This is a genomic window from Peribacillus sp. NPDC056705 (assembly GCF_043656335.1).
The window spans coordinates 261,322-274,388 of record NZ_JBHTYI010000004.1 but is presented as its reverse complement, the minus strand read 5'-3'; the positions used below and the strand labels follow the sequence as shown (position 1 = coordinate 274,388).

The window sequence follows — 13,067 nt, the reverse complement described above, 5'->3', positions numbered from 1 at the left end:
AAAAGACTCAACCACCATTAATGGTGGTTGAGTCTTTTTGCATGTGCAGAAAAAGGATGCCCATGTTTTTAATGAGCACCCCTTCTCCTGTATTATTTGCTGAATACGTCCGTTAAGATCGGCACGATTTGTTTTTTACGAGATACAACGCCTTCTAAGACGGCGATGTTATTGTTTAATGAAACGTCGTATGCTTTTTCCACTGCATAAGCTGCTTTACCAAGCGCCAAGGCAGCAGAGTCATTAGTCAAGATATCCGTTACGACAAATAGGAATAAGTCCAATTCCTTCTCGGCGATGACCGCTCCTATCGCCGCTTCCAATTCTGCTTGCTTAGCAAGGACTTCGTTCGGATCTACAGCATTGACCTGTGCTATCTCCACTTTAGCCATTCCCATGGAGAATTCCTTTGCATCAAGAGTGATGAGCTGGGCAATCGTTTTGTCGCTCAAGTCAGCTCCGGCTTTCAACATTTCCAAGCCGTATGTTTCAGCGTCGACTCCCGCAATGGCAGCCAGTTCCATTGCTGCTGCAATGTCTTGCTCCGTGCATGTAGGAGATTTGAACAATAACGAATCGGAAATGATGGCAGACAACATAAGACCTGCGATTGCTTTAGGGACTTCGATGCCGTTTTCTTTATAAATTTTATTTAAAATGGTTGCCGTACAGCCAACAGGTTCCGCCCGGTAATATAGTGGATCGCTTGTTTCAAAGTTAGCGATACGGTGATGGTCGATAACTTCCAACACACGGACTTGGTCAATATCTTCAGCACTTTGCTGGCGTTCGTTATGATCGACCAGGATTACGCCTTCAGCTTCCCCTGCAACTTTTTCCACAAGGCGGGGAGCTTCGAATTTGAATTGGTCCAATGCATATTGAGTTTCACCATTCACTTCACCCAGACGAACTGGTTCAGCGTTGATACCTAACTGCTTTTTCAGGTCTGCATAAGCGATTGCTGAACAGATTGTGTCTGTATCCGGGTTTTTATGTCCAAAAACTAATACTTTTTCCAAGATTTTATCCCCTTTTTCTTAAATATTTTTCCGCGAATCCCCTCATCGCAATAAGGGAGAGCCACCTTTACTAGACAATTTATTTTAACACAAAATCGCGTAAAATCAGCGCTTGAATTACCCATTCCCCAATAAATTCTTTCATTCCATCGCACTCTGCCCTCACTTTGTCAATAGATAAGGGCTGGTTTTTTTCAAATATATTAGTTGAATTATCATCGTATATGGCTTACGATAATATAAGCAGAAATACTAGATATTGATTACATAAACATTACTAATAACTATATATAGAATTTTTTATAATCCAAGGTGCCAGTGATGGCTGAAAAGGGAATCCGGTGTAAACCCGGAACTGTCCCCGCAACTGTAAATGTGACGAAATGAGAAACCCACTGTATAGCTCTCTATACGGGAAGGACTCAAAGTAGGATGATCATGAGTCAGGAGACCTGCCTTGAATTTTTCACGTTTCTTATTCTTCGGGGATTGAGATGATGAAACGATAGTTTAACGGCTATTTTTTCATGGCTCTTTTATTCTATCGTTTGATCCGCTCAATTCATTGGGCGGTTTTTTTATTTTAGAAGGAAGTCAACAAGGAGGATTATTAATGACTCAAACATATAACTCTACCATAAGTGAAAATGACACAGAAGCGAAGTCCATCCAGCTCGAGATGTTATCAAAGGAATTCGAAGGCCATCTCGATATGGAAAAGTTCAAAAAGCGTTTTACAAAATGGCTAGATCGCAAAAGTGACTCAACTGAAGAACAGGCATCAAAAAAACTGATTCAGCTCGCTCTTGAAAGTGTGGATATCGATGCTCCGAATTGGACGTTCGTTGCTGCAGCAGAACTGTTGAATACAATGTATAGGGATGCACAAGCCAATCGAGGCTATGAAGGCATGAGTTATGGCCCATTCTATGAGCTGATCGCGGAACTCTCCCAGCTTTCAGAAGGTCAGCGTTATCCTATTTATAAATCAGAACTGCTATCTTCATATACGAAATCGGAAATTGAGGAATTGGGTTCGGTAATCGACCCGGAAAAAGATAAATTATTCTCGTACATAGGCATCTACTTATTGAACGACCGCTATCTGGCCCGCCCTCAAAAGGACAAGGTCTACGAACTGCCACAAGAACGTTTCATGATCATCGCGATGGAAATCATGCGATTGGAAAAAACGGAGCACCGCCTGCAACTTATTAAAGAAGCATACTGGGCCATGTCCAATCTTTATATGACCGTTGCGACTCCTACACTCTCCAATTCAGGTAAAACACATGGACAGTTAAGCTCCTGCTTTATCGACGCAATTGAAGATTCCATTGACGGAATCTACCTATCAAACTACGATGCAGCAAAAGTATCTAAATTTGGCGGCGGAGTAGGTCTTTACGTCGGTAAGGTACGATCGCTTGGTTCTGATATCCGGGGTTTCTCTGGAAACAGTTCCGGCACGACTCCCTGGATTCGACTATTCAACCAGACAGCTGTAAGTGTCGATCAATTGGGGCAACGTAAAGGTGCCATCGCGATTTACTTGGATGCCTGGCATAAAGATATCATGAGCTTCCTCGATTTAAAGACACAAAACGGGGATGACAGATTAAAAGCCCATGATATTTTTACAGGCGTATGCATACCCGATTTATTCATGGAAGCTGTACGCGACAGAAAAGAATGGTATCTTTTCGATCCGCATACCGTTAAGCAAACCCTTGGGTTTTCACTTGAAGATCTTTATGACGAGAAGAAAGGCGAAGGAAGCTTCAGGAATCATTATGCACTTGCTGTCGAGGCCGCAGAAAATGGCACGCTTCCAAACTATAGCTTTGAAAAAATCAAAGCGATGGACATCATGAAAAGCATCATGATTTCTCAATTAGAAGAAGGCGTACCGTATATGTTCTACCGCGATGAAGTGAATCGGAAGAATCCCAATAAGCATAAAGGTATGATTTATTGTTCAAACCTTTGCACGGAGATTGCCCAAAACTTAAGCCCTTCGACAATCACGGATGAATATGAAACAGAAGATGGAGATGTTGTTGTGGTTCGTAAAAGCGGCGATTTCGTTGTCTGCAACCTTTCATCCATTAACTTGCCCCGGGCTGTGGGCAGCGATGTTTTGGAAAGATTGATTCCCATTCAGATCCGCATGCTGGATAATGTCATAGATGTGAATAATCTTCCTGTCAAACAAGCATCCATCTCGAACAAACGTTACCGGGCAATTGGTTTAGGAACGTTTGGATGGCATCATTTACTTGCCACACAGAATATTTATTGGGAATCCGATGAGGCTGTTCACTATGCAGATGCTTTATACGAAAAGATCGCTTACTTAACAATCAAGGCATCCAATGAATTGGCCAAGGAAAAAGGTTCATACCCATATTTTGAAGGATCTGATTGGCATACAGGGGACTATTTCGAACTGCGTGACTATACAGATCAAAAATGGATGGATTTAAAAGCAGACGTGCATGAACACGGGACCCGTAATGGCTATTTAATGGCCATTGCCCCGAATTCTTCGACAGCTAAAATCGGTAATTCCACGGATGGAATCGACCCTTTGTATGAAATTGAATTTTACGAAGAAAAGAAAAACTTCAAATTCAAGGTGACCGCTCCAGGCTTGACGCCAAATACGTATGAATATTATAAAAAGACACGATTTAATTTGGACCAACTGGAAAGCATCAGGCAAAATGCAGCCCGCCAACGCCATATTGACCAAGCAATCAGCTTTAATCTGTATGTACACAATACAATCAAAGCGAAGGTTCTATTGGATATCCATTTAACGGCATGGGAAAGCGGATTGAAATCAACATATTATGTTCGTTCGACTTCTTCCGAATATGACAATGCCTGCGAAAGCTGTTCAAGTTAACGACAATCATAACCCAGTAATCTATTCTTAAAGGAGTTTTCACGAATGACCAATCATATCAAAAAGATTCGGATGCTCGAACCTACGCATCCAACCAAAGCAACCGGTGTTTTCAAAGGAGAAGCTTCAGGCTTCCTTCTTTGGAACGATATTCAGTATGAAAAATTCTATGATACCTATACACAGCTCATCAATAACTTTTGGAAGCCTTCGAGCGTAAACATGATTCAGGATAAAAAGCAGTGGGGCGAATTGGACGAAGATATCCAGGACGCTTTTCTCGATATCCTTACAATGATTGCTGGAATGGATAGTCTTCAAACGCCCACTTTAGTAGAAATCCTTCGGTACATCAAAGATCCGGCGGCAAAAGCTATTCTGGCCAACATGGCCCAGCAGGAATCGATCCATAATGAGTCTTATTCCTATATCCTTGCTTCCTTGATTCCTGTAGGCAAGCAAAAACAGCTATTCGACCGCATTAAAGAACATCCTGAAGTGATTAAGCGCAACCAACCGATCGTTGATGCTTATCAAACGTTCGTGGACGATCCCAGCCCTCAGCATTTATTCGAGGCACTGATCCATTCAACGAACCTTGAAGGGATATATTTCTATCTGGCTTTCGCCTTTTATTATAATTTAGGACGACAAAATTTAATGACTGGTTCCGCTACGATGATATCCTATATTCATCGTGATGAAATGGTCCATTTCGATTTCATTGGAATGCTCGTTCAAATCTTGATGTATGAATATCCTGAGTTAAATAATGAAGAAAACACGAAGTTCATCTATACAACGATTGAAAAAGCAGTCGAACTCGAAAAAGAATGGTCTGAATATATGCTTGATGATATCCAAACCAAAGCCGATCTCGATTTGGAAGAATTCAATGAGTACATCGAATATATCGCCAACAAACGGTTACGTATGCTAGGCCTTGAGAATTTGTATAAAGAGTATGGCGAGAATCCGATGCCATGGATCAAAACGTTCGATGATGAATCCATCGGACTTACCAAAACCGATTTCTTCGAACAGAAGTCAAGGACATACAGTCAAGTAAATGCCAGCAATGGGTTCGATGAGCTGTAAAGTTGCCATTGTCTATCATTCTGCCGGAGGCAATACAAAAGCGCTTGCTGAAGCCCTCTCTTCCCTTTTACCTGAAGCTGGACTATATCGAATGAATGAATTCGACTTACGCACATTGCCGGATTACGATGCATTGATCGTCGGCACCTATACATGGGGCAATGGGGAACTTCCTGCTAAATCAGCAGCCTTTTATAAAGAACTGGAACAGTTGCCTATTGCTCATCTGAAAGCGGGAGTCTTCGGAACCGGTGAAACCAACTATCATCATTTTTGTGGGGCGGTCGATCATTTCCGGGACATGTTATTTGCCAAGAGCCAGTTATTGGTGACATTGAAGATAGAACAGATGTATCAAGAATCGGACTTGCACAGACTTCAAAAGTTCGCCTCGCTATTCCAGAACTGACTGAAAGGGGATTTGCGCATTCGCATATCCCCTTTCAGTGTTTTTTAAAGAGCTTGGCTCCCTCTATCATAAGCAACGGTAAACATGTAGTATAATGGAATAAAAAAGGAGATAATATCCAATAACTGAAAATATAACCTTGTTCTGCCTATCCTTTTTATGCTAGTGCTTGTCGCATTCGTTATATTCATCGTGTTTTTCCTGGCAGGGCATTTTAATCGTTCTAAACGGATCGAAGAAAAATTGGACAAAGCATTAAAGGAAATGGCCGAAAAAAAGGGAAAATAAAAAGACTCCATAATCGGAGTCTTTTTTTATATGCGTTCAATTATTTTTGAACGTTAGCTGCTTGTGGTCCACGAGCGCCTTGCTCGATTTCGAAAGAAACTTCTTGGCCTTCTTCAAGCGTTTTGAAGCCTTCGCCTTGGATAGCTGAGAAATGTACGAATACATCGTCTTGGCCTTCAACTTCGATGAAACCGAAACCTTTTTCTGCGTTAAACCATTTTACTTTACCTTGTACCATGATAGTTCCTCCTGTGTTTGGAAAAATCCATTTTATTACTATTTTTGGTTCTGGATAATGTTTCAAGAGGAATCCTATTACAGTAAATCCTTCTATCAAACTTATTCCGAACAAAAATAATTACTTATATTATATCATGGAAATTCCTAAAAAAACAAGATTATAGCAGTAAATCAACCGACAAATTATCCTAAAATTCTACATATTCCTCTTCTTGCTTTGTCGGAAGCCTTCGTCCAATAAGTAGCGCTCCGCCTCTACTGGACTCTCGAAACACTCCTCAAGGTTCGATCCGGAATACACATTCCAAAGCAGGTCTTCCCTTTCAAGTGTAAGCTCTTGCTTTTCAGGGCCAATCCATGCCCCTTCCAACCTAGCGAACCCGTCTTCCTCTTCTTCGAATTCAACCGGAGGTTCAGATAGATAATCGACGCTTTTTTGGATCAATTCTTTTAATTCCGCTTCATTATAGTCACGAATATTGATAAAACCTTTACGGTCAGTGTCTTTTTTTCTCATATGCCCTGCGTAAACGAATCCATTTCCATTGGGATGCAAGTGCTGAACGACGATTTTTTTCTCCTGGACGCTTTCTGGATAATGAAAGTTCACACGTCCCAATGAAACATCTTTTCGCTGTAATTCCGGAAAAGTTTCAATGATGCTCAATTTTTCTTCAAATGTTAACAAATTTCTTCCTCATTTCATTAGTTCATATTGTTTGTCGATTATAACACAGACTGATTGGAAACAATAATCTCCTTCTTCCATTATAATGTGATGAAAGGGAGTGATACGATTTGATCATGAAAATTCGGGATCTGGACTCCGATTATGGCCAGCAGCTTTTTAATCTTCAAAAAGAGGCCTATAAGGTGGAAGCGGATATGATCGGTTTTGCCGATATACCTCCTCTATTGGAAACATATGAACAATTCATTCATTGTCATGAAACGTTTTTAGGCTATTTAAAGGGTGATGCGTTAGTGGGTGCACTATCTTTTTCAAAAGAGAATCGTCAAATGCTGATTTGCCGAATGGTCGTCCATCCTGATTATTTTCGGCAGGGTATCGCGGATGCACTCTTACATGCCCTTCAATTACAAGGCGATTGGGAAAAGATTTCCGTTTCAACCGGTAAAATGAACCTGCCCGCACGGAACCTTTACGAAAAAAACGGCTTCACACATAAAGAAGACATAGAAGCCTCTACCCACTTTTTCATAAGTATATTCGAGAAAAAGCATTCATTTTATGTAGGTCACGATAAAAAGCATAAGAAATGAAATGACAATAATTACGGCAACCCATAGCCAGGCTAATGTCATATTCCCGGAGTCCATGGCGATATAAATCGCAGTCGGTATGGTTTGTGTCTGTCCGGGAATGTTTCCGGCAAACATGAGTGTGGCTCCGAATTCCCCCAACGCACGAGCAGAACTCAAGATGGCACCTGTGACGATGGATTTGACCGCCAATGGAAGGGATACATTCAGGAACAACCTCAACTCACCCGCCCCGTCAACCCTTGCCGCATTTTCGATTTCTTCATCTATACCTTCAAAACCCGTTTTAGCGGATTGGTACATAAGCGGAAACGCTACCACGGTAGATGCAATGACCGCCGCCCACCACGTGAACATCAGGGGCTGACCAAAAACCCTTTCAATGAATTGTCCCGGCAACCCACTCTTGCCAAAAATTACAATCAATAAAAACCCAACGACGGAAGGCGGCAAAACAAGCGGCAATAAAAACGCTGTTTCCAACAGGACCCTTCCCCTGAATTGCTTTTTAGCCATCATTCGCGCCAGGATTATTCCTAAAATGAAAACAAGGATACCCGATAGTCCCGCTACTTGTATCGATAACCTGACTGGCGACCAAAAATCCCCTGTCATGATACTATCCGCACAACACTGTTAAATATCGGCCCATGCAGATCCTTGTTCGGTATCATTACCCAAATGGCTTCTTTTTCATTAAAGGCAGATTTCATTTCATTTTCTCCCTTTCTTTTTAAAATAACATTTAAGTTTATTTTTCTTGACATCTTGCTGACACAAAGAAACGTTAAAGTAAGAGTATCACAAATATAAAAATAATTTCATTCCAATAAACTTGAAAACTTTGAAGGAGTCGATTTTAATGGTAACAATTTATACTACTCCAAGCAGTCTAGCCTGTCGTAAAGCAAAAGCTTGGCTTAAAAAGAACGAAATTTCCTTTAATGAACGCAACCTATATTCCCAACCTCTTTCTATAGAAGAAATAAAAGAGATTTTACGTAAAACGGAAGGCGGGACAGATGAAATCATCTCAACCCGTTCCAAAAAATTCAAAAGCCTGAATATCGATATAAATAATACACCGCTTAATGATCTTTGTAAGCTTATTCAAGATAACCCGGATTTACTTCGCCGGCCAATCATTTTCGACCATAAGAATTTGCATGCAGGATATAATGAAGAAGAAATGGGACGCTTCCTTCCAAGGAAGGTCCGTCATGTACAATTATGGCGTGCAATCAGCCAATTGGCTTAATAGTTAGCATCCTGCATAATAAGAGGGTTGTCCATTACATCGGACAACCCTTTTTTATACCTGATCCGCTTTCTCTATGACAATCGTGAAGGTGGTGCCCTGTTCATCGCTATCCTTAAGCACTAGATCACCCTTTTGCGCTTTTGCGAGCATCTTACTGAATGGCAGTCCCAAACCTAAACCACGTACCTTCAACTTTTTGTTTTCACCACGATAAAATGGTTCGAACACAAATTGTTGTTCATGTTTTGGGATCCCCCGGCCACTGTCCAGTACATCAATACAGATTCGTTCTTCATCCTTTTCATAAAGGTGAATCGCTATTTTCCCTTTGCCATCAAGTGCATGCCTGGCATTATTCAAAAGGTTAATGACGATTTGCTGCATCCGCAATGAATCAATTTGACCAAAGACCGGTTCATCAGGAACTTTTATCTCAAGAGCGAACGCTTGATCATCATCCTGGGTCACCTGCCAGCGATAGGCGATTTCCTTGATGAATATATTGATATTCTCTTTTTGCAGCCGAATTTTAAAAGCACCTGCCGATATGGCATTATAATTGAGTAAATCCTCTATCATACCTTGCAAACGTTGAGTTTCCTTTAAGGAAATATCGAGGAATTCCTTACTTTGCTCTCCCTTGACGACATCATCCTTAACCGCTTGTATCAGTCCGCTAATGGATGTTACTGGCGTTTTCAAATCATGGGTTACGCCTGCAAGCAATTCCGCCCGTAACTTCTCCATGACCTTCAATCGATTGGTCATTTCCTTAAATGATTCTATCAGTTCATAAATTTCTTCTTCCTTGATTTCCTCTTCCTCTTTGAAATGGATATCATAGTTGCCTTCACGAACTTGGACAGCGGCGTTAGCTACGTCTTGGATGGGACGTGAAATCTGCCTGGAAAGAAAATAAATGACCCCCGTTCCCAGAATCAGCAGGCCTCCAATCATGATCGCCAACAAGCCATGGTCTTGGTTGATTTCCTTCAATGCCCCTTCTTCCTGTGCAATGACCACCCAGCCTCTCGTCTCATCATTAAACGTAATGGGGGATTTGACGACATACACTTTGTTGTCGGAAATCTTGACCTTCTGGATTAACTCCGTATTTTTCATGATGACATCCGGGAGTTTATTTTCATCCGGATCTATATACAATTGTGGCATCGTATATATGATGGTGGCATCGGGATCGACGATATAGATGATTGGCTGTTGGTTCAGATGAAGGATTTTCTCCCTTTCCTCTACAATTTCCGAAAGGATCGGGCCAACGACAATCTGACCATTATCCTTAATCGCCCGATCGGATGTTTCATCAGCTAAGTACTTAAGAAGGCTAAGCCTATATTCCAAAGCCGTTTTTTCCATCCACCATAAGGAAAAAACAGACAATAAGATCAAACCGGAAATCAAGGTCAATACGTATCTCTTAGTCCAATAGCGTTGTAAAGTGGTTCTTTTTTTAGTTTTCATAGACACTCAATTGATACCCCAATCCACGCAATGTTTTTATTTCCCCCTCGGTTACAGGCCATGCATCTATCGCCTTCCTGATCCGTTTGATCGCCAGGTCCACCGCACGGTCACTGCCGTCATAATCCATGCCCCACACTTGGTCGAGCAGCTGTTCTCTCGTGAAAATTTGATTAGGGTGCTTAGCGAAAAAAACGAGCAGCGACAAATCACGCGGTGTCAAGTTTATCTCTTCCCCATTCAAATGCACCATATAAGAAAGATCATCGATGGTTAAACTCCCAAACTCATGTACATGACCATCTTCTGTATCGACCGATGAGGATCTTCTTAAAACGGCATGCACCCGGGCCACGACTTCTTCGGCAACGAAAGGTTTGGAGATGTAATCATCCGCACCTGACTTAAATCCCGATAATCTGTAATCGACATCTGTCAGTGCAGTCAACATGATAACCGGACAATTATCGTTCTCCCGAATTTCCTTCAATATATCCCAGCCTTCCTTACCAGGCAGCATGACATCAAGCAGGACAAGGTCTGGCTTCGTTTCTTCGAAGACCGGAATGGCGTTTAGCCCATCGTAAACTTGGACTACATCAAAACTTTCCCGTTCCAAATATGCTTTCAATACCATCGATATGGCGATTTCATCTTCTACTACAAGAATTTTCTTCATTTATGGATTCCTCCTTCCTGAATTATAGTGGAAACATTTTGCATATGCTAACCTTTAAAAACACCAAGCATTTTTCCTCAATCTTACCCTTTTTATGTGTCAGGATTATGTTCGCAGTAAAATTAACCGATGTTTTCACTTAGTCATTTTAACAGGAATGCTGCTAAATGGTCGTAATAATCATTCAGGAAAAACTATGATTTTCTTATTTAAACTTTTAAGAGGCTGGCTCTATACTGAGCCAGCCCTTTTCAATTACATGTCTCGTGTGGATTGGGACAGCCCGCTTCCTGTCTTTCCACTTGGATCGTGCTATGTTCGATTCCAAACCGATCGTGAAGTAGTTTTTGCGCTTCTGCCAAAACTGAATCGTGATTACCGCTCACATCTATGACAACATGGCAGCTCATTGTCAAAAAACCAGACGTGATCGTCCAGATATGGAGATCATGGACATCGGATACTCCGACCAATCCCATCAAGGATGCTTTCACTTCATCCATATCGACTTGATCCGGTGTGCCCTCCATCAAGATATGAAAAGAGTCCCTCACTACCCTAACACCGCTGATAATAATTAAAATCGCGACTATGACGCTCGCAATCGGATCTGCAATTCCCCAATCGAAAAAATAAATCAAGAGGGCGGCCGCAATGGCACCCACAGATCCAAGCATATCACCCATAACATGTAAAAAAGCACTCCGTACATTCAGATTGTCTTCCTTATCTCCGCTCATTAAAATCCAGGCCGCAATGATATTAACAAGTAAGCCGATGATTGAAATCATCAGCATTCCCAAGCTTTGCACCTCAGGGGGATCCAGGAACCGCTTAATTGCCTCTACGAAAATGAATACGGATATGACAATCAAGGTCAATCCATTCAAACAAGCAGCAATGATTTCAAACCGTTTATATCCAAACGATTTGGAAGATGTTGCTTTTCTTTCCCCTAACCTGATCGCTGTATAACTAAGTCCTAAAGCTGCCGCATCGCTAAGCATGTGACCTGCATCCGACAGTAAAGCCAGACTATTTGTCAAGAATCCACCAATGACCTCGACTATCATGAATGTCGAGATTAATAAGAAAGATGCCAACAATGCTTTTTTATTATTAGAATGGTGGTGGTGTCCGTGCCCATGATCATGGGCGTGACCATGATGATGTCCCATGCCATCCCTCCTCTCGGATTTGAAACTTATATATAGTATGGGATAAATCCAGAATGGTTTCAAATGATTCATTTCTAGGATCTACTGGAAGAAAAAGGGTGGTAAAAACAAGCAGGACGGGACCTTGTGCGAAGAACCGAAATTCAGCCTTCAACCATTCCAAAGAAAAATAAACGCTACAGACATTTCCTGCAGCGTTTTTCCCGTTTATCTATCCTCTTGCATCGTATCATCGACAATGGCGTGCAGATCCTTATTAAACAATTCATCATTACAGACAAGACTATGCCGTTCCATCTCTTCCTGCTCTTGACTTACCTGTTCCAGTTCCTTTTCCTTCATAACGTACCTCCAGCTTCATGATGTTTGCCTATTATCGTATCCACAGGCATGTACCTTTATGCTCAACATTTTCCCATACTTCATCATTTATAAACGTATTAGGCCTGCTGTCCGCCATGGAAGGCACGTATAATGAATTCATGCTCTGGAACTTGTAAACTTTGATACGATAACAGGAACGATGTATTATCATAGGCGACTTTTTCAAGCTTTACCTGTATACCTGTATTTTCAATCGTGACAATGGCATAAGGTGCAACTGGTTCACCATTGCATCCAAGAGAACCAGGGTTCAGGAATATCGTTCGGTCATTTTTAAAGAGGTGGATAGGATGATGATGTCCAAATCCTATTAAATCGTGATGTTGATCTTTGAAAAGCATTTCTAAGTTATTTAAATTCGGTTCAACTATTTTACTAAATGGATTTTGGCTTATGTGCTCATCCAATTTCTTCAAGTCCATGTGATAATGAGTGAAGTAAACGGAGTGATCATTAATGATATGATGTATGGTTCGAGGCAATTTCCCCAATTCATTTATGAATTTCCGATGCATCCTTTCAGCTATCCATTCATGATGCTCCTTTACATGAATATGACCGTCCGGATGCGGCTCCCCGTTAATGATGGCCAGGACAGCTTCATCATGATTTCCAGTTATCATCGATAAATCATTTCTTGAAAATAAAAGTTCAAGGACTTCATTTGTATCAGGGCCAATCCCGACCATATCTCCCAAACAATAGAGACGATCTATATCTTCTCTTTGATCAATATCCTTAAGAACGGCTTTTAACGCTGAAGCATTTCCATGCACATCCGTTATAATGGCAACTTTCATGACTTAGTTCAGCTCCCTTCCCCCACAATCC

General features: G+C 41.3%; 14 protein-coding genes and 1 riboswitch. Of the genes, 5 read left to right on the top strand and 9 right to left on the bottom strand.

Features of this window, described 5'->3' with window-relative positions:
* Positions 1 to 92 precede the first annotated feature (92 nt).
* Entirely contained in the window at positions 93 to 1,022 is a 930-nt protein-coding gene (locus ACFRAK_RS08010; RefSeq protein WP_260284485.1) for a manganese-dependent inorganic pyrophosphatase, read from the bottom strand.
* Positions 1,023 to 1,315: 293 nt separating this feature from the next.
* Positions 1,316 to 1,496, top strand: a riboswitch (cobalamin riboswitch).
* Positions 1,497 to 1,635: 139 nt separating this feature from the next.
* On the opposite strand from ACFRAK_RS08010, the gene ACFRAK_RS08005 reads away from it, so the two are divergent.
* Genes ACFRAK_RS08005 through ACFRAK_RS07995 form a run of 3 tightly spaced genes read left to right on the top strand, consistent with a single transcriptional unit; the run spans position 1,636 to position 5,440 of the window.
* Positions 1,636 to 3,933: a ribonucleoside-diphosphate reductase subunit alpha gene (locus ACFRAK_RS08005; protein ID WP_387596612.1), complete on the top strand. Its 2,298-nt coding sequence runs from the start codon at positions 1,636 to 1,638 to the stop codon at positions 3,931 to 3,933.
* 45 nt (positions 3,934 to 3,978) lie between these two features.
* The gene (locus ACFRAK_RS08000) at positions 3,979 to 5,031 is read left to right on the top strand and encodes a ribonucleotide-diphosphate reductase subunit beta (protein ID WP_387596615.1); all 1,053 of its coding nucleotides are present in this window, start codon (positions 3,979 to 3,981) and stop codon (positions 5,029 to 5,031) included.
* Positions 5,003 to 5,440, top strand: coding sequence for a flavodoxin domain-containing protein (locus tag ACFRAK_RS07995; protein ID WP_394571551.1), 438 nt, complete (start codon positions 5,003 to 5,005; stop codon positions 5,438 to 5,440). The genes ACFRAK_RS08000 and ACFRAK_RS07995 overlap by 29 nt, the downstream gene beginning before the upstream one ends.
* A gap of 328 nt (positions 5,441 to 5,768) precedes the next feature.
* On the opposite strand, the gene ACFRAK_RS07990 is transcribed toward ACFRAK_RS07995, so the two are convergent.
* Complete coding sequence (locus ACFRAK_RS07990; protein WP_028393295.1) at positions 5,769 to 5,966, bottom strand: cold-shock protein; 198 nt, start codon at positions 5,964 to 5,966, stop codon at positions 5,769 to 5,771.
* Positions 5,967 to 6,164: 198 nt separating this feature from the next.
* The gene (locus ACFRAK_RS07985; protein ID WP_394571549.1) at positions 6,165 to 6,656 is read right to left on the bottom strand and encodes a hypothetical protein; all 492 of its coding nucleotides are present in this window, start codon (positions 6,654 to 6,656) and stop codon (positions 6,165 to 6,167) included.
* Between the two features lie 116 nt (positions 6,657 to 6,772).
* Between ACFRAK_RS07985 and ACFRAK_RS07980 the strand changes: the two genes are divergently transcribed.
* The gene (locus ACFRAK_RS07980) at positions 6,773 to 7,252 is read left to right on the top strand and encodes a GNAT family N-acetyltransferase (RefSeq protein WP_387597171.1); all 480 of its coding nucleotides are present in this window, start codon (positions 6,773 to 6,775) and stop codon (positions 7,250 to 7,252) included.
* On the opposite strand, the gene modB is transcribed toward ACFRAK_RS07980, so the two are convergent.
* Positions 7,214 to 7,867 carry a molybdate ABC transporter permease subunit gene (gene modB, locus ACFRAK_RS07975; RefSeq protein WP_387705914.1) on the bottom strand — a complete coding sequence of 218 codons (654 nt, stop codon included), beginning with the start codon at positions 7,865 to 7,867 and terminating at the stop codon, positions 7,214 to 7,216. The two genes, ACFRAK_RS07980 and modB, sit on opposite strands and share 39 nt — an antisense overlap.
* A 247-nt stretch (positions 7,868 to 8,114) precedes the next feature.
* Between modB and spx the strand changes: the two genes are divergently transcribed.
* Positions 8,115 to 8,510: a transcriptional regulator Spx gene (gene spx / locus ACFRAK_RS07970; RefSeq protein WP_034314875.1), complete on the top strand. Its 396-nt coding sequence runs from the start codon at positions 8,115 to 8,117 to the stop codon at positions 8,508 to 8,510.
* Between the two features lie 54 nt (positions 8,511 to 8,564).
* Here spx and ACFRAK_RS07965 read toward each other — a convergent pair whose 3' ends face one another.
* The 5 genes from ACFRAK_RS07965 to ACFRAK_RS07945 form a co-directional block, all read right to left on the bottom strand.
* Entirely contained in the window at positions 8,565 to 9,995 is a 1,431-nt protein-coding gene (locus tag ACFRAK_RS07965) for a HAMP domain-containing sensor histidine kinase (protein ID WP_228467657.1), read from the bottom strand.
* Positions 9,985 to 10,674 carry a response regulator transcription factor gene (locus tag ACFRAK_RS07960; RefSeq protein WP_387596627.1) on the bottom strand — a complete coding sequence of 230 codons (690 nt, stop codon included), beginning with the start codon at positions 10,672 to 10,674 and terminating at the stop codon, positions 9,985 to 9,987. Before ACFRAK_RS07960 ends, ACFRAK_RS07965 begins: the two co-directional genes overlap by 11 nt.
* 251 nt (positions 10,675 to 10,925) lie before the next feature.
* Positions 10,926 to 11,852 carry a cation diffusion facilitator family transporter gene (locus ACFRAK_RS07955; protein WP_387596630.1) on the bottom strand — a complete coding sequence of 309 codons (927 nt, stop codon included), beginning with the start codon at positions 11,850 to 11,852 and terminating at the stop codon, positions 10,926 to 10,928.
* 207 nt (positions 11,853 to 12,059) lie between these two features.
* Complete coding sequence (locus ACFRAK_RS07950; RefSeq protein ID WP_377453511.1) at positions 12,060 to 12,194, bottom strand: hypothetical protein; 135 nt, start codon at positions 12,192 to 12,194, stop codon at positions 12,060 to 12,062.
* 98 nt (positions 12,195 to 12,292) lie between these two features.
* Complete coding sequence (locus ACFRAK_RS07945) at positions 12,293 to 13,036, bottom strand: metallophosphoesterase family protein (RefSeq protein ID WP_387596634.1); 744 nt, start codon at positions 13,034 to 13,036, stop codon at positions 12,293 to 12,295.
* Positions 13,037 to 13,067: the final 31 nt, after the last annotated feature.

Excerpts from the sequence above, each read along its gene's own strand:
- ACFRAK_RS07980 (WP_387597171.1), top strand. The coding sequence starts at position 6,773 with ATGAAAATTCGGGATCTGGACTCCGATTATGGCCAGCAGCTTTTTAAT.
- ACFRAK_RS07960 (WP_387596627.1), bottom strand. The coding sequence starts at position 10,674 with ATGAAGAAAATTCTTGTAGTAGAAGATGAAATCGCCATATCGATGGTA.
- ACFRAK_RS07955 (WP_387596630.1), bottom strand. The coding sequence starts at position 11,852 with ATGGGACATCATCATGGTCACGCCCATGATCATGGGCACGGACACCAC.
- ACFRAK_RS07950 (WP_377453511.1), bottom strand. The coding sequence starts at position 12,194 with ATGAAGGAAAAGGAACTGGAACAGGTAAGTCAAGAGCAGGAAGAGATG.
- ACFRAK_RS07995 (WP_394571551.1), top strand. The coding sequence starts at position 5,003 with ATGCCAGCAATGGGTTCGATGAGCTGTAAAGTTGCCATTGTCTATCAT.
- ACFRAK_RS08005 (WP_387596612.1), top strand. The coding sequence starts at position 1,636 with ATGACTCAAACATATAACTCTACCATAAGTGAAAATGACACAGAAGCG.
- ACFRAK_RS07945 (WP_387596634.1), bottom strand. The coding sequence starts at position 13,036 with ATGAAAGTTGCCATTATAACGGATGTGCATGGAAATGCTTCAGCGTTA.
- spx (WP_034314875.1), top strand. The coding sequence starts at position 8,115 with ATGGTAACAATTTATACTACTCCAAGCAGTCTAGCCTGTCGTAAAGCA.
- modB (WP_387705914.1), bottom strand. The coding sequence starts at position 7,867 with ATGACAGGGGATTTTTGGTCGCCAGTCAGGTTATCGATACAAGTAGCG.
- ACFRAK_RS07990 (WP_028393295.1), bottom strand. The coding sequence starts at position 5,966 with ATGGTACAAGGTAAAGTAAAATGGTTTAACGCAGAAAAAGGTTTCGGT.
- ACFRAK_RS07965 (WP_228467657.1), bottom strand. The coding sequence starts at position 9,995 with ATGAAAACTAAAAAAAGAACCACTTTACAACGCTATTGGACTAAGAGA.
- ACFRAK_RS08000 (WP_387596615.1), top strand. The coding sequence starts at position 3,979 with ATGACCAATCATATCAAAAAGATTCGGATGCTCGAACCTACGCATCCA.